General features: G+C 51.6%; 24 protein-coding genes and 1 rRNA gene. 8 read left to right on the top strand and 17 right to left on the bottom strand.

Going from position 1 to position 25,047, the window contains the following annotated elements; genetic code table 11:
• Positions 1–16 precede the first annotated feature (16 nt).
• The 3 genes from JMJ16_RS43935 to JMJ16_RS43925 form a co-directional block, all read right to left on the bottom strand.
• A complete protein-coding gene (locus JMJ16_RS43935; protein WP_201391938.1) occupies positions 17–451 on the bottom strand; it encodes a hypothetical protein in 435 nt (144 codons plus the stop codon).
• A 119-nt stretch (positions 452–570) separates the two neighbouring features.
• A complete protein-coding gene (locus tag JMJ16_RS43930) occupies positions 571–960 on the bottom strand; it encodes a hypothetical protein (protein WP_201391936.1) in 390 nt (129 codons plus the stop codon).
• Positions 961–987: 27 nt separating this feature from the next.
• Positions 988–2,457 (bottom strand): serine/threonine-protein kinase, encoded by a 1,470-nt coding sequence (locus JMJ16_RS43925; protein ID WP_201391934.1) that lies wholly within the window; start codon positions 2,455–2,457, stop codon positions 988–990.
• A gap of 438 nt (positions 2,458–2,895) precedes the next feature.
• Here JMJ16_RS43925 and argE point away from each other — a divergent pair, with 438 nt between their 5' ends.
• Together argE and dinB are read left to right on the top strand one after the other, a co-directional pair.
• Positions 2,896–4,095, top strand: coding sequence for an acetylornithine deacetylase (gene argE, locus JMJ16_RS43920; protein WP_201391932.1), 1,200 nt, complete (start codon positions 2,896–2,898; stop codon positions 4,093–4,095).
• A 1-nt stretch (position 4,096) separates the two neighbouring features.
• Positions 4,097–5,185 carry a DNA polymerase IV gene (gene dinB / locus JMJ16_RS43915; protein ID WP_201391930.1) on the top strand — a complete coding sequence of 363 codons (1,089 nt, stop codon included), beginning with the start codon at positions 4,097–4,099 and terminating at the stop codon, positions 5,183–5,185.
• Positions 5,186–5,219: 34 nt separating this feature from the next.
• Here dinB and JMJ16_RS43910 read toward each other — a convergent pair whose 3' ends face one another.
• From JMJ16_RS43910 to JMJ16_RS43895, 4 genes are all read right to left on the bottom strand, one after another.
• On the bottom strand, positions 5,220–5,579 hold the full coding sequence (locus JMJ16_RS43910) for a nitroreductase/quinone reductase family protein (protein WP_201391927.1): 360 nt from the start codon (positions 5,577–5,579) through the stop codon (positions 5,220–5,222).
• Between the two features lie 32 nt (positions 5,580–5,611).
• Entirely contained in the window at positions 5,612–6,292 is a 681-nt protein-coding gene (locus tag JMJ16_RS43905) for a VOC family protein (protein ID WP_201391925.1), read from the bottom strand.
• 129 nt (positions 6,293–6,421) lie between these two features.
• Positions 6,422–7,435: a phosphotransferase enzyme family protein gene (locus JMJ16_RS43900; protein WP_201391923.1), complete on the bottom strand. Its 1,014-nt coding sequence runs from the start codon at positions 7,433–7,435 to the stop codon at positions 6,422–6,424.
• A gap of 366 nt (positions 7,436–7,801) precedes the next feature.
• A complete protein-coding gene (locus JMJ16_RS43895) occupies positions 7,802–8,620 on the bottom strand; it encodes an alpha/beta fold hydrolase (RefSeq protein WP_201391921.1) in 819 nt (272 codons plus the stop codon).
• Positions 8,621–8,879: 259 nt separating this feature from the next.
• Between JMJ16_RS43895 and JMJ16_RS43890 the strand changes: the two genes are divergently transcribed.
• From JMJ16_RS43890 to rrf, 5 genes are all read left to right on the top strand, one after another.
• Positions 8,880–9,449 (top strand): RNA polymerase sigma factor, encoded by a 570-nt coding sequence (locus tag JMJ16_RS43890; protein ID WP_201391919.1) that lies wholly within the window; start codon positions 8,880–8,882, stop codon positions 9,447–9,449.
• The gene (locus JMJ16_RS43885) at positions 9,450–10,313 is read left to right on the top strand and encodes a hypothetical protein (RefSeq protein WP_201391917.1); all 864 of its coding nucleotides are present in this window, start codon (positions 9,450–9,452) and stop codon (positions 10,311–10,313) included.
• 90 nt (positions 10,314–10,403) lie between these two features.
• Positions 10,404–11,372 carry an ABC transporter permease gene (locus JMJ16_RS43880; RefSeq protein WP_201391915.1) on the top strand — a complete coding sequence of 323 codons (969 nt, stop codon included), beginning with the start codon at positions 10,404–10,406 and terminating at the stop codon, positions 11,370–11,372.
• A gap of 54 nt (positions 11,373–11,426) precedes the next feature.
• Complete coding sequence (locus JMJ16_RS43875; RefSeq protein ID WP_201391913.1) at positions 11,427–12,305, top strand: ABC transporter ATP-binding protein; 879 nt, start codon at positions 11,427–11,429, stop codon at positions 12,303–12,305.
• Positions 12,306–12,594: 289 nt separating this feature from the next.
• A 5S ribosomal RNA gene (rrf, locus tag JMJ16_RS43870) occupies positions 12,595–12,711 on the top strand.
• A gap of 149 nt (positions 12,712–12,860) precedes the next feature.
• Here the strand turns inward: rrf and JMJ16_RS43865 are convergent.
• Positions 12,861–13,601: an alpha/beta fold hydrolase gene (locus JMJ16_RS43865; RefSeq protein ID WP_201391911.1), complete on the bottom strand. Its 741-nt coding sequence runs from the start codon at positions 13,599–13,601 to the stop codon at positions 12,861–12,863.
• Positions 13,602–13,816: 215 nt separating this feature from the next.
• Here JMJ16_RS43865 and JMJ16_RS43860 point away from each other — a divergent pair, with 215 nt between their 5' ends.
• A complete protein-coding gene (locus JMJ16_RS43860; RefSeq protein ID WP_201391909.1) occupies positions 13,817–14,371 on the top strand; it encodes a hypothetical protein in 555 nt (184 codons plus the stop codon).
• 443 nt (positions 14,372–14,814) lie between these two features.
• Here JMJ16_RS43860 and fxsT read toward each other — a convergent pair whose 3' ends face one another.
• The 9 genes from fxsT to JMJ16_RS43815 all read right to left on the bottom strand — a co-directional run bounded on the left by fxsT (position 14,815) and on the right by JMJ16_RS43815 (position 24,798).
• Entirely contained in the window at positions 14,815–17,106 is a 2,292-nt protein-coding gene (gene fxsT / locus JMJ16_RS43855; RefSeq protein ID WP_201391907.1) for an FxSxx-COOH system tetratricopeptide repeat protein, read from the bottom strand.
• A 271-nt stretch (positions 17,107–17,377) separates the two neighbouring features.
• Positions 17,378–17,614 carry a hypothetical protein gene (locus tag JMJ16_RS43850; protein ID WP_201391905.1) on the bottom strand — a complete coding sequence of 79 codons (237 nt, stop codon included), beginning with the start codon at positions 17,612–17,614 and terminating at the stop codon, positions 17,378–17,380.
• A gap of 576 nt (positions 17,615–18,190) precedes the next feature.
• On the bottom strand, positions 18,191–19,558 hold the full coding sequence (locus tag JMJ16_RS43845; protein ID WP_201391903.1) for an MFS transporter: 1,368 nt from the start codon (positions 19,556–19,558) through the stop codon (positions 18,191–18,193).
• 44 nt (positions 19,559–19,602) lie between these two features.
• The gene (locus JMJ16_RS43840) at positions 19,603–20,163 is read right to left on the bottom strand and encodes a hypothetical protein (protein ID WP_201391901.1); all 561 of its coding nucleotides are present in this window, start codon (positions 20,161–20,163) and stop codon (positions 19,603–19,605) included.
• 47 nt (positions 20,164–20,210) lie between these two features.
• A complete protein-coding gene (locus JMJ16_RS43835; protein ID WP_201391899.1) occupies positions 20,211–21,464 on the bottom strand; it encodes a pitrilysin family protein in 1,254 nt (417 codons plus the stop codon).
• A 173-nt stretch (positions 21,465–21,637) separates the two neighbouring features.
• Positions 21,638–21,838, bottom strand: coding sequence for a hypothetical protein (locus JMJ16_RS43830; protein ID WP_201374232.1), 201 nt, complete (start codon positions 21,836–21,838; stop codon positions 21,638–21,640).
• A gap of 260 nt (positions 21,839–22,098) precedes the next feature.
• Positions 22,099–22,299, bottom strand: a complete 201-nt coding sequence (locus JMJ16_RS43825) for a hypothetical protein (RefSeq protein WP_201391896.1) — start codon at positions 22,297–22,299, stop codon at positions 22,099–22,101.
• A gap of 259 nt (positions 22,300–22,558) precedes the next feature.
• The gene (locus JMJ16_RS43820; RefSeq protein ID WP_201391894.1) at positions 22,559–22,759 is read right to left on the bottom strand and encodes a hypothetical protein; all 201 of its coding nucleotides are present in this window, start codon (positions 22,757–22,759) and stop codon (positions 22,559–22,561) included.
• An 86-nt stretch (positions 22,760–22,845) separates the two neighbouring features.
• Complete coding sequence (locus JMJ16_RS43815; RefSeq protein WP_201391892.1) at positions 22,846–24,798, bottom strand: RiPP maturation radical SAM C-methyltransferase; 1,953 nt, start codon at positions 24,796–24,798, stop codon at positions 22,846–22,848.
• Positions 24,799–25,047: the final 249 nt, after the last annotated feature.

Below are 25,047 nucleotides of genomic sequence, written 5' to 3'. Positions count from 1 at the left end.
ATTGTGCTTGCCCACCTTAGCTCTCAGACTCGCCTGGCTTGCGTGAAGTATCTTCTGTCTCCTCCACCAATACATCATCTTGCGCCTCAACTTTGATCATACGCAAGAAGGCCTCGACCGTTTCAACGGCCTCGTTGGCGCTAGGCAATACTGGCTCCTGCGCAGGCTCCTGGCGCTGTCGCTTCCAGGGCAGGCGGGCAAAAAACTTCTGTGCCGCGCCCTCTTCTGCCCGTATATAAACAGCTTTCTCGGCTTGAGCTGCCACCGAGGTATTGCCATAGTAACAGCGTGTACAGATCAACCACGTCTGTGCCGCCCCGCTCAACCCGGTATGCATGCGTCCACTCTCAACCACATGCCGCTCACAGGCTCCACCCCCACAACGCGAGCAGACCGCGCAGGCCATATGTGCAGCCGTCGAACCTTCACAAATACACTGGTAACAGATCACGCTTAGCCTCCTCTGGTTTCCTGAGCGAATAGCCTCCAATTTCAGCACCTACCATCCCCTTTCGACCACTCGCCACTTATCTATGAAACGCTCGCCCAGAAGTAAGGTTCAGCTCTGATCTATGCTTTTCTCTTAAAACCCTTTGGGTCTCGCAAATAGGCGTCGAGGTCTGGGTCTTCCTGCTCCTCCCAAGACTCATCAAGTACTTCAAAACGCTCTCCCAACTCCTGCCGCACGGTACTGAGAAGCTCTTTTGCCGCCTGATTAAACCGATCACACTCTTCCTGGCGCCAGGGACCGGGATCAGGAGGATACTCCCAGTTCAATGCCTTATCATGCCATTCTATCAATTCATTGGCTCGCTTGATCGTGCTCTCCGACAGCGGTAATTCCTCCGGCTCAATATAATAGTCAAAGCGCTCTCGTGCTGCATCATTACCACTCCAAAAGCATGTCCCCTTCCATTCAAAAAAGAAGCGGATAATGTACTCGGCTTTAGGATTCATCATACTTTCTCTTTAAATTTCTTCATGACTTTAGCACTTACATAGGAGCAGGCATCGACATATAGGAGTGGAAGTTGGTTTGGGACGTGAGGTGGGGGTTGGTCTGGGACCCGGCGAAGTTGCCGCCGCTGTAGGCATTACTATGGCCGTTGGGGATGGAGTCACTCGCGCTTTCTGCGTGGCGGTTGGCAAGGGTGTAATCGTCGATTGCGCCACAGGTACTTGTGTTTGTGTCTTTGTCGCATTCATAGACGGCGTGGTCGCGGTGAAGGTAGGTCTCTGTCCCTGTTTGCCTGATAATAAGAATTGAGGCAGTAGGCCGATGCTAAGAAGCAGCACACAGGCGAGAGCCAGAAAGCTCCCTATGAGAACAGCCTTTCTGCTACGCTGAGTTGGCGTTTTTGTCTGAACCCGGGAAGGCTCTTTCTGGGTAATCTGGAAGGCGCTCTCTGGAGCTCCCATTATGGGCGCGTTGCTTGTCTGAGACAGTATAAGGGGCGCTGGTTTGTCTGTCCCACGCTCCTGAGCCTCCAGTAGAACATTGCCGCCCTTCAGCCTGGGCGGCGTAGCGACAGCGATACTCTCCCTGGGTGAAAGAGGGCTACTCTTCTTGTTCTTGTTTGTCAGCAGGGAAGCGGGTGTGGATGTCCCCTTTTCTCCAGTTAAAAGTGGTAGGAGCATCTCTAGAGATGGGTTCATTGTTACATTCACATGACCTGCGGTAAGGGCCTCAATAAAGGCGGCAACGTTCTCGTGGCGCTCCAAAGGATCATTTGCCAGGGCTTTAGGTAATGCATCATCGAAATAATGGGGCAATGCAGGAACAATGTGCGACGGTGGGACAGGATAAATCTGGGTAAACTGGCCTTCGGTGAAGGTGGTTGCCCCATGCGGAGGCTCACCAGTCAGCAGTTCATACGCCATAAATCCCAGAGCATATTGATCGCTCTCGCTACAAAAGGTGCCTTTTTCTTGTTCAGGCGCCTGATACTGGCTATCCTCTTGCTCAAGGTAGGGGTGAGGAAAATAACTTTTAAGCAGGCTTGGAGGAATAAAGTCCGCTAGCATAGCCTCATCCTGGGCATTAAAAAGTACATTTTCTGGTTTGAGGTGTGCGTGTACCACGTTCCACCCATGTGTATAAGCAAGCGCCTGTCCTATCTGCATGAGGATCAGGAAAGAGTTCTCCAATGTGAGAGGTCTGACACTCTTGAGGCGCTGACGTAACGAGCCATTAGGCGCATAACGACTGATGAGATATGGGCGGCCTTGCTCAATACCTCCATCGAGAAGAGAATTAAGAAAGGGATGGCGCAGCTGTATCAATTGATCTACTTCGTTATAAAAAAACTCTTGATCTATCCCTGAATCCAGAGAATCGAAGATCTTAATGGTTACTTTCTCTGTAGGTGCCGTTATCGGTCGGGCTAGATAGAGACTACTCTTCGTTTTCTTCGCGAGTTGGGTGACGAGTCGATATCCACGAAATTGTTCGTTCATCTGTAAACCCTCATCATACAATGCTTCGAGCGAATGCCTTTCCCCTGGCGATCAGCTATAATTCCTCGTGCTCTCCAATCTTTAAAGAATGAAAAGCTTGCCATTCATTCTTTAAAGATTGGAGAGCACGAGAGCGCCCCAGAATATAGGCATTCTTAAACTTAAGGCTATTATACCTATCTCAAAATAGTTTCTGGCCCGGCCGCTTAGAATGTAGCCTGATGGTACCACTTTTTAGCGACATACATGCATTAATGCAAGAGTTTAAAAAGTAGCGTGAAAGAGAGCATTTTGATAGAAATTTATTCACGACACATCAAGTAAATTGTATTTATCGCACTATAAATAAAGTCGCTATCCCATCCCTCATATCATTCCTGACGTGTTATGATAAAGTAGCATTACGCGACAAATATGCAGAGGAGAGACGATACTAATATGACATCGCTGCAACAAGGAGAGCTATGGGAGCTTTCGCGCCGCCTGATCGGCTTTAATACCGTTAGCGCACTCAGCAATCTAGAGGCCGCCGAGTATCTTGCCAGCTATCTTGAGGAGAGCGGCCTGACGGTGAAGGTGGCTCGCGACGAAATTGAGGACGTGACCAAGGCCTCGGTGATCGCCTGGGCTGGTCCCGCGGTCGAGGGCGGCCTGATTATCTCGGGCCATATCGATGTCGTTCCCTTCGAGGGCCAGCCCGGCTGGAAGTCGGACCCGCTAGAACTGATTACGGATGGCGAGCAACTGTATGGCCGTGGCGTTACAGACATGAAGGTCTTTCTGGCCCAGGCCATCCTGGCCGCGAAGCAACAGGACCTCAGCAAGCTGCGCCGTCCCCTGATGTTTATCCTGACCTATGATGAGGAGGTCGCGGGCCAGGGCTCGCAGCGCCTCGTCAAGCAGCTACCGGACATACTCCAGGGCTTTCCCCTACCCAGGACCGCCCTCATCGGCGAGCCGACGAACTTTGAGATCTTCCACGCCCACAAGGGTTACGCGACCTTCAAGATCTCCGTGCGCGGCCAGGGAGGCCACAGCAGTGCCGCCGACCGTGGCCTGAACGCCATTAACCGCATGAGCGATGTTATTCAGATCATCAAGGAGACCGGGCTTGAGCTAAAGCAACAGGTCACATCCGAAAACCAGCGTCTCTTTCCCGAGAATCCCTCGACGGCCTTCAATAACGGCGTTATCCAGGGTGGCCTCGCCGCGAATATGATCGCCGAAACCTGCGAGTTAACGACCAGCATGCGTGTTGCGCCCGGCGATAACGTCGAGCAGATCATCACGACTCTGCGCGGGCGTATCGAGCGTGAGATCTCACAGGAGATGCGCAAGGCCGCACCCGAGTGTGGCGTCTCTGTCAGCGATGCCATCTCAGTCCCGCCACTGAACTCGCCCGTTAATGATCCCTTTATCGAGGTCCTGGCTCGCGTGATGGGACGACACAGCGAGCAGGGCGCACCCTACGCCACCGATGGTGGTCCCTTCCAGGCCATCGGCATCAATTCTTACATCTGTGGCCCCGGCCTGATCGAGCAGGCCCACCAGCCCAACGAGAGCCTGCCAGTTGAGCACTTCCACTCAGGCCAGGAGCGCCTTGAACGCCTTATCCAGGCCTGGTGCATGCAATCATAATATGCCACACCCAGGCCGTAAGATCATTCATATCGACATGGACGCCTTTTACGCCTCCATTGAGCAGCGCGACCGCCCGGAACTACGCGGCAAACCGGTCATCGTCGGCGGCGACCCCAATCGCCGTGGCGTGGTCGCGACCTGCTCATACGAGGCGCGCCGCTTTGGCATTCACTCCGCCATGCCCTCGCGCACGGCCTTTAAGCGCTGTCCACACGCCATCTTTGTCCCGCCACGCTTCGAGGTCTACCGTGCCGTCTCCACTCAGATCATGCAGATCTTCCACGACTACACCGAACTGGTCGAGCCTCTCTCGCTCGACGAAGCCTTCCTGGACGTGACTCACAACAAATTTAACATCCCCTCCGCCACCCATGTCGCACGCGAGATCAAGCAGCGCATCTATGAGCGCACCCAGCTCACAGCCTCTGCTGGCGTCTCCTATAACAAGTTTATCGCCAAACTAGCTTCAGACTATAAGAAGCCCGATGGTCTGACGGTCATCACCCCCCAGCAGGCCTCACGCTTCCTTGAAAGCCTCCCTATCCAGAAATTTTTCGGCATAGGGCGCGTCACGGCCTCGCGCTTCCAGGAGTATGGCATCCATACCGGGGCCGACCTCAAGAGCTTGAGCGAGGAACGCCTGCGCGAGCTCTTCCAGGAGCGCGGCAGCATGTTCTACCACTATGTGCGTGGAGAAGACGAGCGCTCGGTCGAACCCATCCGCGTGCGCAAATCGGTCGGCAAAGAGACCACCCTGGCGGAAGATCTCGCTTTGTCAGAGCATGCAGAAGTCATACGCATCCTCACAGACCTCGCCGAGAAGGTCGAGCGTCGCCTTGTCGAACTCGATCTCCAGGCCAAAACTGTGGTCCTCAAACTCCGCTGGAGCGACTTCCAGCTCATGACGCGCCGTGCCACGCTTCCTCAAGCCTTTCAAGCGAAAGAGGCCATGCTCCACCATATTCAAGACCTCCTTGATCAAGTTGGTCCCCAGGGCCACGTACGCCTCCTCGGCGTCACCGTCTCCCAACTCGAAAAGCGCGGCACCCCGGCTCACCACACCCCCACCCTCTGGGACCTTGCATAGGGTAAGGGTATGTGGTGGAGAGAAGTTGTTCCCTTTACACTATATCCACCGCCACGGTCAGGGAGCGGCGCGACCAGTCACGCAAGTCCTCGTTGGAGCGGGGGGCGTACTTGGAGAAGACGAGCTGGCGCGCTCGCGCATCCTCCTCGCTGCCCTCGGCTACTATCCGCCCTCGCCCCTGCTTACGTGTGGCCTTGATACGTACCTCCACCTCAGGCTGGCGCTGAATGTTCTTGACCCAATCCGCCTTGTCACGGCCTCCCGAGAGCATGTAGAGCGTTGAACCCTCCAGGGCAAACCAGATCTCGATGGTGTGCGCCTTGCCGCTCTTACGCCCCGTCGTCGTAAGATAACAAAAATTCTCGCTTACATACGTCTGTAACACTTCTTGCATCCTGGCAATCCTTTCGTCCCAATGCAGTACGCTTACTCTGAAACCTGCTCCAGCGTGTAAGGCAGGCCCTCTATCTGCTGGTGAGCCTGGCGTGGCCCACGCATCCGCACCGTTACTGGCGCCACGACCGCCCCCACCTCCGTTGGATACCAGGATCGGCCAATCTCCACCACAATCAAGCGTCCATCCAGGTCGCCTATGGCGGCAAATTGTGGACCCTCGCTCTCACGAAAAGCCGATTGCGCAAAGTCACGCTTCAACACCTCAATCTCGGCTGGCACAGAATGGACCGGCAGGCCAATCTCGCTGACACGTAGCAGGTCCCGCATCGGCTCAAACGCTCCCGGCGCATCATTCTCCAGATCATGTAACGCAATAAACTCGACGTTATTGCCGGCAGGATCATAAAAGTAGACCGAAGAGTTATTCCAGGACCCAAAGAGAAAGCGATTCTGACCATTCTGCGTTATTGGCTCTGTCAAGGCACTGATCCAGGCATACGCAGCCTCAAACTTATTGCGCGGAATGGTAAAGGCGAAATGATAAACGCTATCCACCTGCTCTGTCGCGCGAAACGTCACGCATGTCGCCCCCGCGTCAAAGGTAAAGCTCTCCGCATCCTCCTCTACCAGGGGCAGACGAAAGGTATCTATATAAAAGGAACGCAATTCCTTGAGCTTATGTGTTGCAAGTACCAAATGTGTAAACTGCATACTGACCAGCCCTCCAATACAATGTGATAAGTGAGCGTTAGATGATAACCACTCGCGGTGCATATAGCATACCAGAAGCACAAGCAACCCACACTGTACGGAGGGGAAGGAAACAACTGTCCAAAAGGGCTACAGCTTCACCTCCCACTCGCGCAGGAGGCGCAGGGTTCTCTGCATCATGCGCTCAAAGCCCCTGGCCCCAGAAGAGGGCTGGAGCGAGGCCACAAGCGCGATATGCCAGACCTCGCGGAGCGCGACAAACGCGGGAATGCTCGCCAGGTCCACCTCGGCCAGTGGACGTACTTCGGTATAGCCCTTGAGGAAGGACTGCCAGAGTGTATCATCGGGGTCCATGTTATAAAAGCCCTCGCACCAGCGTACCACGGCCAGGTCATAGGCCCGCCAGCCCGGCGCGCAACAATCAAAATCAAAGAGGGTAATCGTGCCTCCTTCGTCCATATGCTCATTTAGCATATGGCTATCTCCGTGACAGGCGCCCCAATCTAAGCCCTGGCCCGCGAGTTGCTGTATCCGCGTTCGCAAACGCTCCACCAGTTCCTCCAGATAAGCCCAATCGCTGGCAGAACCAGTATAGAGCGGCTGAATCGTCTGAAGCGATTGATCAGCGAGGAGCGAGAGATCGAGAGGAGCACGCTGCCAGACGCTTGTAAACCCACTGGCGGCGTCATGCATAACTCCTAGCACGCGACCATGTAGATAGCTGTCCCTGGCTCCATGCCGATCCAGCTCCACGCCCGGTGCATAGGTGAATAACACAGCCTGGCGTGGCCCCTCGGGCGCCAGAAGCGTACTGACAAAGCCGCCATCCCTCTGGGACACAGGCATGGAGACAGCAGTCCCCTTCTGGTCAAGATAGCGCACAACATCAATCTCATACAGCACATCCGAGAGCGAGCGCCAGCCCGCGCGATAGACACGCAAGATATACTTCGTCGTGCCTGACTGTACCAAATAGGTATCATTGACACCACGCGTCAGGAAGAGGCAACTAACCTGCTCATCCAGGTCATACAGAGGCAGCACCTCGGCAAGCAGGGCCTCTGGCGCGAGAATAGAATGCGTTACGGGGAAAGGAACGCTAAAAGCTGGCCTATCCGCCAGCGTATCTAATATATGAGACATGATAGCTCTCTCCACCTTGTTGTAGAGTATCTTCAACAGGATCGAAAGCTCTCGCCATCACGCTCCACCCGTGAGGGACATACACAATCCCTAGGGGTCCATACTGCCATGGACTAAAAAACGCGCAGTGTGATGGGAAGCCTTCGCATCAAAATGAGGGACATTTTTGTGATTTTCATAGGCACCTCCCTGGACGCATCTGTCACGCCGTCCATGCGTAGATAGAGAACCGCTTGATGAAGAAGCGGGCTGACAAGACATTATTGTACCATGAAAAGAGAATGATGCAACGCCAGCCTTTTCCTCAGAGAAAGGGCTAGTGTTGCATTTGCAATAGAGCATGCGCTCTGCAAAAGTGCAAGATTATCAAGCGTGGCGCAAAAATGCCTGAACTGAAGCCATTGCCTCATTATATCTATCACGATGAATGCAATGTCTAGCACCTTGTATATGCGCAACCTCTCCGTTATGCCAGAGGTGACTGGCTTCCTGCACAAGGTTAGGTGTGACAATGGCGTCTGCTTCAGGATCTCCAGTGACCAGCAGAACCGGGCAGGCAATACGTGCCAGCACCTCACGCCAGGGAATATTCGCCTGCCAATGGTGAAATACCTCGGGGTTGAACTCAGCCTTTGAATCTGCCCAGGGAGCAAGCTCAGCCTCACCCCAATTGGGATTGTCCTTTCTGGCCATGACCAGTCGCTCTTCTGGCGAAAGCGCTCTCAGACTCAGAATCCACTGCAACATCTGCTCAAATCCCGGCGCTGATTCACCATCGCGCTTTTCAGTCTGAGGCCCATCCCGAAAAGGCGGATCTTCCAACACAATAGCCCGAACACGTTCAGGAACCTGAGCAGCCAAAACAGCCGCGGTCATCGCACCCATGGAATGACCAAATACATAGGGCTTTTGTAGGTCCAGCGCCTCAATAAAGGCTGCGACATCCTCCGCCAGCACGCTATATGAAAAATTTTCTAGTGCGCCACCTGTACGCCCATGCCCGCGTGCATCAAGCATATAGACCGCAAAATCCGCCTGCAGATCGCGTGCCACAGGCGTCCAGCAAAGCCCGTTGTCCATAACGCCATGCAAAAGAATAATGGCCGGTTTCGCTGTATCACCTGCACGATGATAGTGAATTGTCAGGTCATTGACCTGAACAAAATGCTCGGACCATTCTGTCATTGTTACGTCACCCTTTCTCAAGAAGAATCCCCCTCCTGTTTTCCTGCCTCCTGGACCACTAAAGCGCGTGGTCACAGTGAGCACAAAGGTACCTGTAGTGAAGATAACAGACGATGGTGAGCCAATCAAGACCTCAAAATCATCCCTTTCCGAGAAGATGATCAGGCTTCTGCCTTGCCTCGCACTCGCGAACCTTTTGTGGCTCTCGCTCGTAACAGGAAAGAGCATACTACTGAAGGAGCCCACAAAGCCAAGCCTTATGCAAGAAAGAAGCGATGAACAGTTGATGGCAGCGGTTCAGGTAGGCGATCAGGTGGCATTAGCCGAGATGGTCACACGTCACCATAGCCCATTACTCGGCTACCTCTACCGTCTCGTCGGAGGCGATCGACAGCTTTCCGAAGATCTGGTTCAGGAGACCCTGCTACGTGTGCTGCGACAAGGCACCTACCAGCCTGCTCGCCCATTTAAGCCCTGGCTCTATACAATTGCCACCAACCTGGCACGCGATCATTTCAAGTCCGCTGCAGTGCGCCAGGGCTGGCGAGGGGGAGATGAGGAGAAAACGCTGCTCCACATGTACGACAGCACTCCTGGCCCAGAAGAACGCGCTCTGGCGACAGAGCAGGACAGCGAGGTACGGGCAGCGATTGCTCAGCTTCGTGAGGAGTATCGCATTGTGGTAGTGCTGCGTTTTTATCAAGGCTTCAGCTTACAAGAAATCGCTGAGACGCTTCACATCCCGCTGGGTACGGTCAAATCGCGGCTCTCGGTGGGCATTCATCGATTACGCGCTATGCTGGCCCCAGTACAGGAAGGAGTGGATTAGATGTCTCATTCCCAATCACCCTGGCCGTTTGAGCGACCAGAGCAGTTGGCAGACTTGCTACGCGAGCAAGGTGCCTCGCCAGATGAGTGTGCCGATCTGCTCCCCGTCTTACATCGCCTGCCCGAGTGGCAGGCACCACAGCCTGAACCCGCAGACACCCGGCGTCTGCTTGCCCGGCTGACGACAGAACTGCCGACACTCTCACCCGTGCGCCAGGCCATCCGCGCGCATCAGCAGCGTCGGCACGCGAACTTCTCCTTGCTACTGGCAACAGCCCGCGCCCAAGTCAGCCTCTTCGGCCTGGGCTTCTGGTTGGTGAGCGCGCTCGTGACCCTGGTGGGTTCAGTGGTCGTGTTGAGCAAAATCCTTTCCGATCAGGAAATGGTGCTGCGCGCCAGCGGACCACTTCTGGCCTACCTGGGAACCCTCGTCGCTTTTCGCGGGAGAGGAGCGCGGGTGCTGGAATTGGAACTGGTCTGCCCGCCCTCGCCGCTACAGCTGGTCATGGCCCGGCTGGTAATTGTGCTGGGCTATGACGTTGGTCTGGGTCTTGCGCTGGGTCTTGTGCTCTGGGCGGGCGGCGCTGAGCATGTGCTGGCGCTAACACTCTCCTGGCTCATGCCCCTGCTCCTAGTCGTGGGGTTGGCTCTGCTGCTCTCCTTGCGCCTCCCGGTCCAGGCAGCAGCCTCCCTGGCCTATGGGAGCTGGCTGGCTATCCTGGCCATCGGCAGCATCACCAATCTTCAGGCACTCCTGCTCACACCTGAGCTTTCGGTACTACCGGGCTGCATTGGCATCGCGCTGCTGGCCATCGCGCTGCTGCGCCTCCACGCTGACATGCACCGCCTGCTCCCTCGTCCATAAGGTTCGCGAACCTTTTTGAGAGCTGGCTCGTAAGAGGCATGTGCAACAAGTGTCGCACCTACAAACTCGAATATACAAAAGGAGAGTAGCATGAATATCACTGCATTGACCGGCACCGGCCAACAAACCCGAGCGATTGGGCGCCCAAGTCCGCTCCTGAGCGTTATGGTCTGGGAATTTCGTCGCTTTCTCGCCAGCCGCCTCTTCTGGCTTCAGGCTCTCGGTTTCTTTGGTTTCTTGCTCCTCATGACATGGGCCTTGCACGCGCCAGATCAATTTAGTGTAGGCGTGAGTCGCATAGGGGGAGGAAGTGATGAATCGCTCAGTGGCTTCATTGCCGGAACCAGCGCGGGGGGGCTTCTTCGTACCCTTCCAACAGTTCTGGTGATGCTGGTTCTCCTTCTGCCCTTTCTCACGGCTGATGGCGTGACGCGAGATGTACACCGGCGCACCCACGAACTACTCATGACGACCGCGCTACCAACCTGGGCGTATGTCTGGGGACGCTACCTGGCGGGCCTGGTGATGAGTCTGGGACTGGCGCTGCTGTTACTGGCTTCCATCTTGGGGATGGGCGGGCTATTACATCTGACCATCACCGACTATCCGGCGCCAGAGATTGGCAATGTGCTGCTTCTCTGGGTCGGCATGGTCTTACCGGCGACGATCCTGGTCAGCAGCTTCGGTTTTGCCCTGAGCACCCTGCTCCCACGCCTGTCCACACTGGTCAAGGTGGTAATCATGGTGACATGGATCGTGGGGGCGCTGGTGATCCCCCTCGGACTGGGCGGCAATACCACTCCCCCTCCTGCCTGGTATGTCAATTGGGACCCGACTAGCGGGATAACCGCGCTTGGGCTGCTTCCTTCCTATGCTATTCACCTCAATCCGACGATTACGAACGAGGCGCAACTGCAGCAATTCATTCTCTCCGTTGAGAACAAGATGCCCGACCTCGCGGGCTGGTTCGCGCCACACCTGCTGCTGGCCGGGCTCAGCCTGGGGCTGGTGCTGGCGGCGGCCCTCGCTTTCAGGCGGCCTCGCGACGTGCTTCACTAAGACGCTCGTAACTCCCTTCCGGGGAGGGAGCGCGCTCAAAAGAAAGAGAGAACAATGATGGAATTGACAATTGAACGCCTGAGCAAGCGCTATGGGCAGCATTGGGCGCTGCGTGAGCTTTCGCTGCACTGCGAACCGGGCCTGCTGGGACTGGTTGGCCCCAATGGCGCTGGCAAGACAAGCTTGATGCGGATGATCGCGACTCTGCTGGAGCCCACCGAGGGGAGCATCCGCTGGAACGGCCAGGATATCCGTGCTCATAGCGAGGCGCTCCGGCAGGTGTTGGGCTATCTGCCACAGGATTTTGGCATCTACCCGGAGTTCACTGGACGACAGTTCCTGCGCTACCTGGGCGCGATGAAAGGGCTGCCCAAGTCGCTCGTCAATCGGCGCGTCGATGAGGTACTGGAGATTGTGAATCTGGAGCAGGAGGCCGATCGCAAGTTGCCCACCTATTCCGGCGGCATGAAGCAGCGCATCGGCATCGCGCAGGCTCTGCTCAACGACCCCGAACTCTTGATTGTTGATGAGCCGACTGCGGGACTTGATCCCGCCGAGCGTGTGCGGTTCCGCACGCTGCTTGCCAGCCTGACCAGCAACCGGATCATCATTCTGAGTACGCATATCATCAGCGATGTAGAGGCCGTGGCCAATCGATTAATGATTTTGCAGGAGGGGCGTGTGCTGGCCGATACAACGCCTCCGGCGTTGTTAGCACACACCGCAGGATCGGTCTGGAGTGTGACCACCGATCAAGCCACTGCCTTGCAGTTGCAGGCGGCCTATCAAGTTAGCACGATGGTCAACCAGATGAACGGCATCACGCTGCGTATCGTCAGTGCCGCCCGCCCGCACGAGGCTGCCGTCGTCAGTGACCCCAGTCTGGAAGAAGCCTATCTGCTGGCAACGGGCAGACAAGCCATTCGGGTCTGACAGGAGTGCGTACTCTCATCCAGGAAGCTCGGCGGATCAACCCACCGAGCTCCTTCAGAGTCTCATCAGCGAGCTCTAGCCTACATGCAGGGATTGATGAGCGGAGTCTCACAAAAACGGATGGCAGGACAGGGTCCCTTCTCAGTAAAGGGGAGAGTGTGCCATTTTCCTCATTGACTTGCTGTGCGTTCATAGAGAACCTCTGAAGTTGCAAAAAAAGTATTGACAAATCGCCAAGAGGATGGTATTATTCACTATGTCAATCGGAACCGCTTGTATGCGCAGGCGAACCGGTGGTTATTGCGAAGAGGGTACACCCGTTCCCATCCCGAACACGGTAGTTAAGCTCTTCAGCTCCAACGATACTTTGGGGGCAGCCCCACGGGAAAATAGGACACCGCCGTTTCACCCGCTCACACAAGCGGTCTTTTTTTATTATCAAGCTGGACACCGTCTTCGGCCAGTTAGTCCGTTATCTGAGAGGTGAACACGGATCAGCAAGAGTGTAGTCTCGCCTCTTCTCTGCGGAGACAAGTGCGCCGCGCAGAGGAACGCTTATATTTTCAGAAACCGCTCGACCCAGGCTACCATGCGCTGACGAGACGTTTCCCACAGGTGTGGTGAAAGTCCATGACCAACATCGGGATATTCCAGGTAGCACAGCCGCTCCGGGGCAGAGGCGTACAGCGGCGTGAGTTGCTCGTGAAATGCACGGATGTAGCGGGCTGGTACTGCCTCATCCGCCGCCGCCGCTTGGGAAAACAGAGCGACCGGAAAAAAACGCTCAACATGCCGGTGCGGGCTCTCGGGCCAGGGTAATTCCCACTCAGGAGAGCCAAGTATAGGGGTCGCCACGCGCAAGCGGGATTCGTTGACGACGGCCGCGTAGGTGATTTCGCCGCCCATCGAGATCCCCCCGATGCCCAGACGCTCGGGTTGTGCCCACCCACAGAAGAGCAGTTCGTCGATGATTTGCGGCACTTCAGCTGCCGTTTGGCGCACAATCGCAAGATAATCTGCCTCAGTGGCTTCTGGTTCCCTTACCCAGCGCTCGTCATTGAACAACTCTGTGAAGTGGGGGTAGCGTCGTTGCCCATGCCCGACAGCATCCAGGCTAATCACCAGAAACCCGGCCTGCGCGAGGCTGACTGGATGGGCTTCGATCTTCTCTTTGTTCCCGCCAAAGCCATGGTAGAACAATACCGTACCTCGCTCAGCACATGCCTCTCTCGAATCGTGGAAGTAGAGAAGTGCCGGAACAGAGGCAATAGTGGTACCTTCTTTCGTGAGAGGCATCCAGGTAGATCCTTTCCGTTGAATGGAGCTTCAATATAAGGAAAATCGGGTGGCAACGAGCCCCTTTGCTCTAATGGTATGTCTATAGGCCCACTCGAAGCTGTGAAGCAGTTCACAGCCAAACTCCAAATTTATATATATTATCCATACGGTTATAATGCCCCATTGCAGGGAAACGAATTCTCTTTCACTCTTCCCATGAAAAGGAGTATAGCATGCAGTATCAAGATAATCAGATGGAGGAACCAACAATAATCTCAACTTCACAAGCTCACCGATACACTCCGTCACAACACTCAAATACGATAAGCGTGCTCAAGCATGGTTTTTTAGCTGGGGCTATCCTGGCAGGAATTGTCATTGTTACCACAATCATTTTTACTACTCCAGTTGTGAGTAATGCGCTCTTCAGCATATTTGCCAGCTCATATCTTTTCGGTTTACTGTATCAAGGAAACATCGTGATCAGTCTAATCGTTACTGCTCTTTGTACTCCAGTCTACTTCTTTACTGGTTACTTCACGCGGAAATATTCAGCACTGGCCTGTTTGATCGCTCTGGCCTGTTTTCTCTTTGTCGATGCCTGTTCCTATCTTGTAATCCTTTTCGGCTCGATCTCACGATACACCTCATTAAAAGATACACTCGTTATTTATATTTTTGCCTATCTTGTCGATCTTTTTCTGGCATTGATCGTTGGATTTGGGGTTACAGGGGTAGGGGCTGCTTTTAGACAAAATCAAGAGGGAAAGGCATTTCCGAGATACTAACATCAATGTGTACCCCCGTCTGACAGAGCCTCTCATTTCCATCAAAAAACACATCTATTTTGTGAATGCTTTAGTGTAGTATTGGCTTTGTAAAAGAATATTTTTTTCATATTTCAAGCCAGGTACAGAAGAGAGGAAAAGCATATGGCTACACAACTATGGGAAAAATACCGCTTCTCGTTGACGAGGGTCTACTTCTTTTTACTTCTTTTTTTGCTTTTAGCAATAAGTTTCCTGGTGTCTGGTTTTGGAACCGCTTTCAGCTCGCAAGAACTGACGTTGAGTAACCCCAATACCTGCATGCAACAAATAGAGTTGGAGCTCTCTTCAATAGAGAGGATTTGCCTTGACAGTTGAGTGCAGCAGGGACGAGGCAAGAAGCCATATTGGACAAAAAATTTCCCCACTACTATTTGTCCAATATGGCCCCATTTGGGGCTAATTCAGCCAGCTTCTGAAATATCAGCTTCAGAGTAGGAGGAAGGCTCCTGCAGAAAATCAGACTGTGCTTGCGAACACGCAGCCGCCACCTCGGAGGCCATCACGGTATCGGCGTGCTCCAGGCCAAAGGCCTCCTGAAAAATAGTAAAAGCTCGTTGAGAATAGGTAACAGCTAAAGCGTATTCCCTTTCAGATTGGTAAAAGGACGCCAGATCAAGCAGGCTACGAGCAACTCGCGGGTGATTGGGTCCTAGAGCCTCTTCCCTAATTGCTAGCGCTCGCTGAAAAAGGGTATGAGCTTGAGAATTTTTTTCCTGCTTCTGATAGAGCTTTGCCAGATTCGCAAGAGCAAAAGCCAGGGTTGGATGCCTCTCCCCTAGAACCTTTTTCCAGATTGTGCTTGCTCGTAGCAGAAATGACTCAGCCTGCTCATATTTTTCCTGAGCTTGATAGATGCTTGCCAGGTTGTTCAGGCTGATTGCGACATCGGGATGATCGAGACCAAGATTTTTTTCCCAGATCGTGAGCGCCTGCAAACACTGCTCTTCGGCCTGTATATATTTTTTCTGGCTGAAATAGACGGTGGAAAGATCGTTTAAACTCTCGGCGCACGCCTGATGCTCCAGACCCAAACAGCGCTGACGGATAGCCAGCCCTTCTTGAAGCATCGACTCTGCTTGTGCATAATTCCCAAGAACGTGATAGAGCGTCGCCAGATTATTGAGACAATCCGCAACGCTTAACTCCTCCTCAGGTATGTTCCGGTACCTGTCCAGGGCTTGCAGTAAGAGATGCTCAGCCTGTGTATACTGGGACTGTTGAAGTAAAAAAAGACCAACCTGGAACAAAAGCTGTGCGGCCTCTGGGAAAGTAAATTTATGCGTCCCAATTAATAGAGTGCAAAGCTGCGCATGGGGAAGATACTTCTGGCAATCAGACCAGTTTGTAAATGCTCTGCTATCGGGAAATTTGTTATTGACAGCCCGTACGGCTCTCTCGGCATAGAAATACAGGCTCTTTTCATCCATCATATTCTTGATAAGATCCTGCACTAAGCGATGAATCGAAAGGAGCCTTGAACGAGCATCTCGCTGAAGCAAGGAGTATGTCAGCAATTCCCGAATTACTTCATTGAGTTGGAGAGGATTTTTTGCGAGTGGAGCAAGGGGTGAATCATTGAGCGCAGCAGCCTCATAAATAAGTTCCTCTGGAATAGCCTCTGGAGAAAGGAAGGCGCAGAAATAGAGGAGTTCAATTGCCAGAGGGATCCTTTGTCGTATTTTTTCAAGGCAAAGTGATAATGTTGCGTAAACCGTGTCAGGATGGTCAACAATAACGCTTCCACGATGTTGTAACAAGTATGTTCCATACCTCTGGTAGAGATCCAGATAATCAGAAATACGACAACGCGATTCCTCGATGTATGCGCCAGCTTGATCAAGCGCCAGGGGCAGCCCTCCCATGACCCCTATCAGTTGGGTAACGTCTTCATGCTCATAACGAGCAAGACCAAGGTTAGTCGAACGTATACGACGGAGTAAAAAGCGCACCCCCTCAATGTGTGTCATCGGCTCGAGTTGTATGCTCTCAGCGAGCGCCCCCAAAGTGGAAAGTTGAGTTGTAAAGAGGAAAGAGCCTTTTCGGGCGACAGGAAGTAGGGGCGTAATGAGGGCGCTATCTTCTACATTATCTATGATAAGTAGCCAGTTACTGTGTTTGTTTAGCCATTGAATAGTTGCAGTAACAATCTGGCTTGACTCTCGTGTCTGATATTCAGGGAGACGGAGAAAATCAGCGAGAGCAATATAGCTGGAGAGAAGGCTTTCGTACGTTTCGGCGTGAATCCAGAAAACAGCAGAGTACTCCTGAAAATGGCGATATGCATATTCGATGGCAACCTGCGTCTTCCCAACACCTCCCAAGCCGCACAATGCGCAGGAGTGAGAAGCACTGTCGCTCTTCTCAAGAGAGAGACACTCGTAAAGATGCGAGAGAAGGCTTTCACGGCCAGTGAAGAAGGGATTGCGTTGATAAGGCACATTCCAATATGGAGTAAGAGCGGTCAGGCTGGCCTCCAGCAATTGATGGGTCTGCTCCTCATTCAATCCTAGCTGCCTTGCTAATGTCAGGACGACGCCTTTACTCTCTGGTAAGCAATTGCCTCTTTCCCACATAGAAATTGTATTATAGTGTACACCTAATCTTTCCGCTAGCTGTCGTTGAGTGATCTTCTTCTGTTTGCGTAGCGTCTTCAAGACATCACTGAAAGAAGTGATTGAACCCGTTTCCTCCATCTGTAGACCTCCTGGTTGGATTACACACTTTACCAATTCGAAGTTACGTTGTTCGTTGGAAACATGTATTTTCACTCAAGAGCTTGTGTAATTTCTGTGGATGGAATGTGCGCCAGGCAGTACAAAAACACAGGGTAGTATCTAGGCGAAGCATCAGCACTTAAAGCGTTTTTAAGCGCACGCCCTCTCGAAAAAGAAAGGGGAGCAAGCAGGCACAATTTGGCAAGAAAAGGCGTTGAGCAGACAGGAATGTATTCTCATCCTTCTCCTGTCAAAGCTTGTGCTCAAAGAAGGCATCTATCAGGTATGGGGAATGGGTTATCAAGTGATGTTCTCTCTCCGAGAGCGCCCGTTGGTACCATAGCATTGTGTGTTCGCTTTTTTGTTGCTCTCGATACAGGTTGGCCAACCTGCCCAATGGATCAACCAGGGAAGAGGTCCCGGCCAGTATCCCCTGAGGCACATGGTCACATAGCCGTTTTTGACACAAACGTTCGTCAGAATGCATAGTACATCCTTATTTTCTGCACAATTGGCTTATTTGTTTGCACAATATTTAGTAACTAGTATAGAAGAGTAAAACTAATTTGTAAAGTATACTTTAGGCAAGGGAGCAAAATATAGCATATTATATCTACTGAAGGGGTGATCATAGATTCTTGAACTATGAACATTTCTTGCCATTTGTAGACATTTGATGCGCTTGAATCATCTGCTACACTTATTGCTAGTACGGCGAGTTACGTCGGAATGTACGCCTGTGGAGATCCTGTAAGACCTGGGAAACCAGGCAGGTTGTTCGTTGAAGCAGGAACCGAACACCAGGTATGGCTTGTCCATATGTGGGTAAGTTTCGGATAACGGGGACATACTATTGGCAACGATGGATAGCTTGAAGCATCACGCTCCTTGATTAAACTATAAGAAAAATCAAGATGATAGCAGCGCTTCCAGCAAATGCTTGGAGGGAAACGCAACTACGGACAAGCGCTAGAGGTGCGCTTGTCCGTAGTTGCGTTTTCTTGGATAGAAGGAAAGGTAGCCTACACCATCTCCAATCAGGGTAAAAAATTGCAGGCTTTTCTCATTTCGCTTGGAGGGACGCTGCTTCCTCATCCACAGATGAGGGCGTTGATGATGAGCGCAAGTACATAAAGGCATATATACCACTAAGGAGGAACAGCAGCGCTGAGAGAGTAAAAATAGTATCAATTGGACCAATGGCAAAGCCCAGAACAGTGCCATGAATATCCTTGAAAAGATTACTGGCAAGGTAGCCCGCAAGTGAGACGGATATAAGGCTGGAAAGCACGCTTAATGAATTGATCGTTCCTATAACGCGTCCGATCATACCACGAGGCACACTCTTTAGCGCGATAGGGACAAGGGTGACATTGACTGTGGCCTGAGCCAGACCCAGCAAAAGAAGAATAGCCAGGGCAATGAGCAGATTTGAGGTACGGGCAAGTAATAAGAAGAGCAAGCCAAACCCCAGGATAGCCAGAGTATACATCCGAGTTTCCTGAAGCCGACTCGAAAGCGCCGATACCAAAAGAGCGCCAATGATCACACCCACCCCAAAGAAGCCATCTAATAAACCAACATAGGTAACATTTACATGCAGGTTATCGCTGACAAAGAACACCATAAGCGCGTTAATGGCTCCTGCGCCTAACGACACAACAACGATCGTCACGAGCAGTACACGAAGCACTATGTTATTTATAGAAAATGTAATACCCTCAAGGAATTCACGAGTAAATTTTTGCTGCTCAGCTTTGCCACCGCTTTTCACGAATGCGGGTGCCTGGACAGCCAGAACGCAGAGAAAAGATATCAGGAACGTTCCAGCATTAAAGAGCAGGGCCCACTCAACCCCAAAACCAAAGAGAACAGGCGCAGCGAGTGGTGGTCCCATAATCAATGCAATACTTTGGGAAACTTGCGCCAGTCCCGCTGCTCGCCCTAATTGTTCTTTATCAACAAGATCATTAATGAGCGCAGCTCGTGCTGGAGAGAAGAATTGTGAACAGATGCTTGCCAGAAAGACAGTCACGTAAATGGCGCCAAGTTGGACGGCTCGATCAGGTTTCCAGGGGAAAAAGGAGGAGCCAGATACAAGGACCAACAAGAGAACCAGGAACATGCGGATACAATCCGCCCAAAGCATGACACTCTTTTTCTCCCAACGATCAACAAACACTCCCGCAATCGGCCCAAAGAGTAGGGATGGCAAGGCGACGGCTATCAAGACACCACTTACCGCTACTGGTGCCCATGTCGCCGCTTGTCCATCAGCCTGCCGTGCAATGAGGGCAGCGATCCACACAACTAACGTCAGATCGAAGGTTGAATCACCCAATGACGAAACCGCTTGCCCACCCCATAAAAACGCATATTCGCGGTTAATAAGCAATTTACCCAATGATCGTGGTAGTGTTTGAAATAGCATGGTCTTCTTCACCCCTCTACGACTGTCGGCACGCTGGCACAATTTTATGGATGCGTTTCCTCTGCGCCAACTTGATAGAATGCTATGCAGAGTCGATAGGAATTTCTCTGAGGTGCCGCGAACGAAGAGCCGTCTGATGCTTCAAGTGGTGCAGGCGTCTGCATCTCTTCAAACTCATTCATCAGTTGAAACAAACGGTCCACTAACTGGTGAGCGACCTCAGGGGTAAGGATCAAACGTGAATACCATGCCTGAATGCTTTTGCTTTGTTGTACCGCTTTAGGCAATTCATTGCGGACAGCATCAAGAATCTGCAAGACATAAGGGATAGGATTTTCAGACAACTCGCTTGTTAGTGTTGCCATTGCCGCTTCACCATCCGCGATCCGATAACGCGGCTCATTAAACTGGTCACGCGTCAACGGCGTCGTCTCGATAATCAGGTGCCGGTCAAGCAATTCTTCGAGAATACTGTTGACTTTTGAAACACTTAAGCTAGATTGTCGTGCAATATCACTACACGTCCGTTCACCTTCCATCAGCGCTAACAAGACTGGCAATACAAGCAAACGTAGCGGAGATTGACCCTCAACAGGTATAGCCATATGAACTTTCCCTTCTTTTTGTATGCCCGCCAGGCAGGCGTTTCACACTAGGCAACGCTATTGAGTAATTCTTCTCGACTTAATCCATACGCCACAATTGCAAGAGTATCTTCGTTCAAGTACTGACGAGCGACACGTGCAGTATCATCCGTTGTAACCAGTTTCAAGCTCTGGATTTCAGTATCGACAAATAACGTAAGCCCATTGACGGCAAATTTCCCGGTAGAAGGAAGCATCAAACGTGAATTCTCGTGTTGATGAAGCAGACCCGTTGTTCGTATCGTTCGCGCTCGTTCTAGCTCTGAATCATCCAGGCCTTGATGCAATTTTGCAATCTCCGCGAGCAACACTTGAATCACCTCGCGCACCTTATTTCGCTCACAAGAAAGCCGAATGGTCATATACCCGGCGACACCATAAGTGGTTGGTGTCGCTTGTATTTCATAAACCAGTTGACGTTCTTCACGTAAGGAGTTCCAGAGCCGTGATCCAACTCCTAACCCCAGGCAATCTGCTATCAGCGAAAAAGGTAATCGGTCAATATTTGTCAGGCTCGGGCCGCGAAATGCAACGTATAAAGAAACTTGCTGGGACGAGGTAGGGATGCCGATCATTTGCGGCACATCCTCGAATCTGGGTGGAGGAATAGAGGTGGGCTTTTGCGCCCAATCATGGAAAGCATCAAAAACTTTCTCCAGCACCTCTGTTCCTTCTACAGCTCCCTGACAGATAATGACCGTACGCAAGGGCGTATAATAGGTGCTGTAACGCTCCTGCAAATTTGCTTCGTTAAAGGTGTCTAGATTCTCACGTGGCCCCAGTGTAAATAATCCCAGGCTCCTATTGCCAAAAAGCGCTCGCTCAACCCACTCATCAAGTGACTTCCTGGTGGACATAAAGGTCTTGATCTCCTGATCAATGACTGCCCGTTCTGTTTCAATAAGCGACGTATTGAACGAGGGTCGACGGACCAATGTCGCCAGGCTATGTAAAGCTGCATCATTTTCAGCAGGTACCGTCGTCACCGAAAACTGAGTATATTCCTTTGTGGTGAAGGCCTCAACAATTGCCCCTTGCTGCACCAGTCGAGCAAGTTCAGACTGACTACGATATTGCGCATTAAAGATCACATGCTCCATAAAATGGCTTATGCCATTACTTTCTTTGGTTTCATCACGGACCCCGTGATTAACAAAAATGCCCCAACTGGTTGTACGCGCATATCTGCGAGGCTGTACTAATATTTGTAATCCGTTGGGGAAAATAGATTTGATCAAGTAGTCAGCAGCGAACATGTTCATCGCCCACACTTTCTTTTTGGTGCGACTCCTCTATAAAAAGCAAGAATCGCACCAATGAATCACCCAGGAGGAGAACAAAGTTAACCAACAACCAGTCAGGGGATGTACAACGATGCGTTGAGAAACAAGCGTTGTGTTTCACAAACTCATCAATTCAACCGGACGCTGTGGTACTAGAAAACTACTGCAACGCCAATCCCATGGCCATTGGCATCATCATCGTCTGCCGCAGCGCGCAAAGCATCAGCAAATTCTGGTGCAGTCAAAATGACCTTCCCATCCTCGCTGATCGTAAACTTTGAGGGATCGAGGGTAATGCGTTTCTCTTCGCCTTCTGGCTTCTGTTCATTTGTTGGATTCTGTTCGTCTGCCATTGGAATATCCTCCAATTTTTGTAAACTAGAGGCTAACGCTTGCATTCGTTAGCCCTATCAGTACAGCTAGAGCTATCACAAAGAAACTTACTGAACCGCTAAAGCGACTCGAAATAGCCGCTTGCCTGGCCTGGCGCCTGGCATCTTCTCAAACAAATGACAAGATCACGAACCCTGTTCTCCTCCTGGATGATCCATTGATGCTCATCATGAGTTTGCCACTCGATGGGTGTTCCTGAAAGTTCCTGTGTTGTTGAAAACTAGAAAATTACGGCAACACCAACCCCATGGCCGTTGGAATCATCGTCATCTGCCGCAGCGCGCAAAGCATCAGCAAATTCTGGCGCAGTCAAAATGACCTTCCCATCCTCGCTGATCGTAAACTTTGAGGGATCGAGGGTAATGCGTTTCTCTTCGCCTTCTGGCTTCTGTTCATTTGTTGGATTCTGTTCGTCTGCCATTGGAATATCCTCCAATTTTTGTAAACTAGAGGCTAACGCTTGCATTCGTTAGCCCTATCAGTACAGCTAGAGCTATCACAAAGAACTTGCTGAACCGCTAAAGCGACTCGAAATAGCCGCTTGCCCGACCTGGCGCCTGGCATCTTCTCAAACAAATGACAAGATCACGAACCCTGTTCTCCTCCTGGGTGATCCATTGATGCTCATCATGAGTTGGTCTCGATGGGTGTTCCTGAAAGTTCCTGTGTGTTGTTGAAAACTACCAGATTACGGCAACACCAACCCCATGACCATTGTTATCATCGTCGTCTGCCGCAGCGCGCAAAGCATCAGCAAATTCTGGCGCGGTCAAAATGACCTTCCCATCCTCGCTGATCGTAAACTTTGAGGGATCGAGGGTAATGCGCTTCGCTTCGCCTTCTGGCTTCTGTTCATTTGTTGGATTCCGTTCGTCTGCCATTGAAATATCCTCCAATTTTTGTGTCCTAATTGTGTACATCCTAATTACCTGCTGTGCATAATTCAGGTCTAAAGTCTAATATTTTCTTATGAGACTGCGACTGGAGTTCTAATGTGACCAGCGACGGTCGCTTGCCCTGTGCCGTCAAATATGGAGGCCAGGAGGCGCTGCGCTTGACCTGACGGTTGGTATCTCCCCAGACGAATGGCGAGACCAAGCACCCTATTCTCCTCCTGGATGATCCAGTGGTGCTCGTCAAGGGTTTGTAGCATCATGGAGAGCATTTCTGGATCTATATTCAAATGCCCGGCCAGGTCGCTTTTGATGGCAATCGCATCAAGCGCGTCAAGCAATTCCAGGTACTCCTGGTCAAGCAGCCAAAGGTGTTGTTCCGTTCGCGTGTCAACGAGCAAGGTGCGAGTACCAACGGGGCAATAAAAGAGGGTGGCGCTGCTATGCGCACTCGTCCATTGCCTGACCGTTTGAATAAGGTCCGTTGTATAACCGCTTCCCGGTTTTTCTTGATAATCATAATCAAAGAAGTAGGCCAGGTCGAAACGCTCCTGTGGTGATAATCCAGGAAAGATATGTTCATAAGCCAATGTTGGCTTGATATCTTTAATACCAAACTCCTGGGCTTCATTGAACAGCGGGCTGAAACGATCGAGCCGAACTGGAGCAAAGGCCACAGGTGGTCGCAGATGGAAGATGCGCTTGGCCCATTCATTGGCCTGGGCATAATCTTCTGGTTGCTCGCCAGGAAATCCCCAGAGAATATTCCAGTAAGGCGTGATTCCATACTCGTGGCACCACTTGAGCATCTGCACATTATTTAGTGCTGAAACGCCTTTACGCATCACTTTGAGTACATGGGTGGACAGGCTTTCGATACCAGGTTGAACACGGTCTATATGGGCCTCTGCGAAGTTCGCGATTTGCTGCTTCTTGAGATTCGCTTTGGTTTCATAAAATAAGCTAAACCGCTTGGGGTGTTGTGCAAGCTGTGGCAGAAGCGTATTGATATAGCGGTAGTCGAGGATGTTATCAACGGCAAGCACATTCGCTGCTCGATCCGCATAGCGGTCCCACAATTCCGTGATTTCTCGTAAGGCTCGCTCTGGACTTTTACTCCGGAAGGCCATATTCAAGCCATTGAGTCCACAGAAGGTACAGTGCGAGCGTTGCCCCCACCAGCATCCACGAGAGGTCTCTACCATGATAGAAGGCGAGACACTATCCTTGATCTCGTTAACATTATGCTGTGCAAAAAAATCCTCGAAGATGGGATACGGTAGCTCATCCATTTTTACCGCTGGAACCTGGGCTGATGCAACGGTTCGCCTGGTCCATACTCCTGGTACATGGGCATAATCTTCCTTATTAAGGACGGCCTTTACCAGAGGGATAATTATATTTTCCCCCTCACCAGAGACAACGGCATCAATCCAAGGGAATGACCGTAATAGGCCGCGGCCCATTGGGCCTTCAACATTTGCTCCGCCAAAGACGATCGTGAGGTGCGGATAGCGTTCTTTTAATATGCGTGCAAATGCAAGGGAGGCGACATGCTGCTGAAATACGCTGGTGAAGCCTACAAACTGTATCTCATCCCACTCGATAGCATTGAGAGTATCTTCAAAAAAAGCAGGGATGAGCTGACGCACATGCCTCACAGTATCAGCATCTTCCTGAGCAATACCCCTGGAATAGAGAACATCCAACCAGTTCTTGGGCTGTTGTAGATACTGTAAATACTTTTCATCATACTCACTGTCCCACGAGGAATCCTGTGGATCACTCATCAACCAGGGAGCAAAGATCCATTCACCAAGCAAGTAGTTAGAGGGGTATTTGCCATCAGCAATCTCTTCATAGAATTTTGTTCCTACTTTGGGAACAAAGGGGAGAAAGGGGTACCAGATAAAGGAGGGGATAGAAGACTCTTGAAGCTTTGCTTGAAGAAGGCTCAGTCCAAGAGAAGGACGTCGGCTCGAAGCAAATGGCATGCTCATAAAAAGAACTTGTTCACCAATCCGCATGAATCTCTCCTCTTGCTAAAAAGCATCTCTTCATGCTTTATGCAGCTTTAACCTAAATAAATTAGGAATTCTGCAACTTCCACGAAGTGCGTCTGGCATTTGCATGAAAAGAGTATAGCATTTGCAATTCACAGATCAGTTGTGGTTTTATGAGCATTTTTGGGTTCTCTGGAAACCATCCATGGCACACGTGCGCTATCTTGTAATCAAGAACGATGCGACCAATTACCCTCCTGCCTCGTGTACCCT

This window comes from Ktedonobacter sp. SOSP1-52 (assembly GCF_016587395.1).
The sequence above is the reverse complement of the archived record's forward strand: the minus strand, read 5'-3'. Positions and strand labels throughout refer to the sequence as shown.

Bases quoted from the DNA above. Each gene is read 5' to 3' on its own strand.
- JMJ16_RS43930 (WP_201391936.1), bottom strand. From the start codon at position 960: ATGATGAATCCTAAAGCCGAGTACATTATCCGCTTCTTTTTTGAATGG.
- JMJ16_RS43925 (WP_201391934.1), bottom strand. From the start codon at position 2,457: ATGAACGAACAATTTCGTGGATATCGACTCGTCACCCAACTCGCGAAG.
- argE (WP_201391932.1), top strand. From the start codon at position 2,896: ATGACATCGCTGCAACAAGGAGAGCTATGGGAGCTTTCGCGCCGCCTG.
- dinB (WP_201391930.1), top strand. From the start codon at position 4,097: ATGCCACACCCAGGCCGTAAGATCATTCATATCGACATGGACGCCTTT.
- JMJ16_RS43910 (WP_201391927.1), bottom strand. From the start codon at position 5,579: ATGCAAGAAGTGTTACAGACGTATGTAAGCGAGAATTTTTGTTATCTT.
- JMJ16_RS43905 (WP_201391925.1), bottom strand. From the start codon at position 6,292: ATGCAGTTTACACATTTGGTACTTGCAACACATAAGCTCAAGGAATTG.
- JMJ16_RS43900 (WP_201391923.1), bottom strand. From the start codon at position 7,435: ATGTCTCATATATTAGATACGCTGGCGGATAGGCCAGCTTTTAGCGTT.
- JMJ16_RS43895 (WP_201391921.1), bottom strand. From the start codon at position 8,620: ATGACAGAATGGTCCGAGCATTTTGTTCAGGTCAATGACCTGACAATT.
- JMJ16_RS43890 (WP_201391919.1), top strand. From the start codon at position 8,880: ATGCAAGAAAGAAGCGATGAACAGTTGATGGCAGCGGTTCAGGTAGGC.
- JMJ16_RS43885 (WP_201391917.1), top strand. From the start codon at position 9,450: ATGTCTCATTCCCAATCACCCTGGCCGTTTGAGCGACCAGAGCAGTTG.
- JMJ16_RS43880 (WP_201391915.1), top strand. From the start codon at position 10,404: ATGAATATCACTGCATTGACCGGCACCGGCCAACAAACCCGAGCGATT.
- JMJ16_RS43875 (WP_201391913.1), top strand. From the start codon at position 11,427: ATGATGGAATTGACAATTGAACGCCTGAGCAAGCGCTATGGGCAGCAT.
- JMJ16_RS43865 (WP_201391911.1), bottom strand. From the start codon at position 13,601: ATGCCTCTCACGAAAGAAGGTACCACTATTGCCTCTGTTCCGGCACTT.
- JMJ16_RS43860 (WP_201391909.1), top strand. From the start codon at position 13,817: ATGCAGTATCAAGATAATCAGATGGAGGAACCAACAATAATCTCAACT.
- fxsT (WP_201391907.1), bottom strand. From the start codon at position 17,106: ATGGAGGAAACGGGTTCAATCACTTCTTTCAGTGATGTCTTGAAGACG.
- JMJ16_RS43850 (WP_201391905.1), bottom strand. From the start codon at position 17,614: ATGCATTCTGACGAACGTTTGTGTCAAAAACGGCTATGTGACCATGTG.
- JMJ16_RS43845 (WP_201391903.1), bottom strand. From the start codon at position 19,558: ATGCTATTTCAAACACTACCACGATCATTGGGTAAATTGCTTATTAAC.
- JMJ16_RS43840 (WP_201391901.1), bottom strand. From the start codon at position 20,163: ATGGCTATACCTGTTGAGGGTCAATCTCCGCTACGTTTGCTTGTATTG.
- JMJ16_RS43835 (WP_201391899.1), bottom strand. From the start codon at position 21,464: ATGAACATGTTCGCTGCTGACTACTTGATCAAATCTATTTTCCCCAAC.
- JMJ16_RS43830 (WP_201374232.1), bottom strand. From the start codon at position 21,838: ATGGCAGACGAACAGAATCCAACAAATGAACAGAAGCCAGAAGGCGAA.
- JMJ16_RS43825 (WP_201391896.1), bottom strand. From the start codon at position 22,299: ATGGCAGACGAACAGAATCCAACAAATGAACAGAAGCCAGAAGGCGAA.
- JMJ16_RS43820 (WP_201391894.1), bottom strand. From the start codon at position 22,759: ATGGCAGACGAACGGAATCCAACAAATGAACAGAAGCCAGAAGGCGAA.
- JMJ16_RS43815 (WP_201391892.1), bottom strand. From the start codon at position 24,798: ATGCGGATTGGTGAACAAGTTCTTTTTATGAGCATGCCATTTGCTTCG.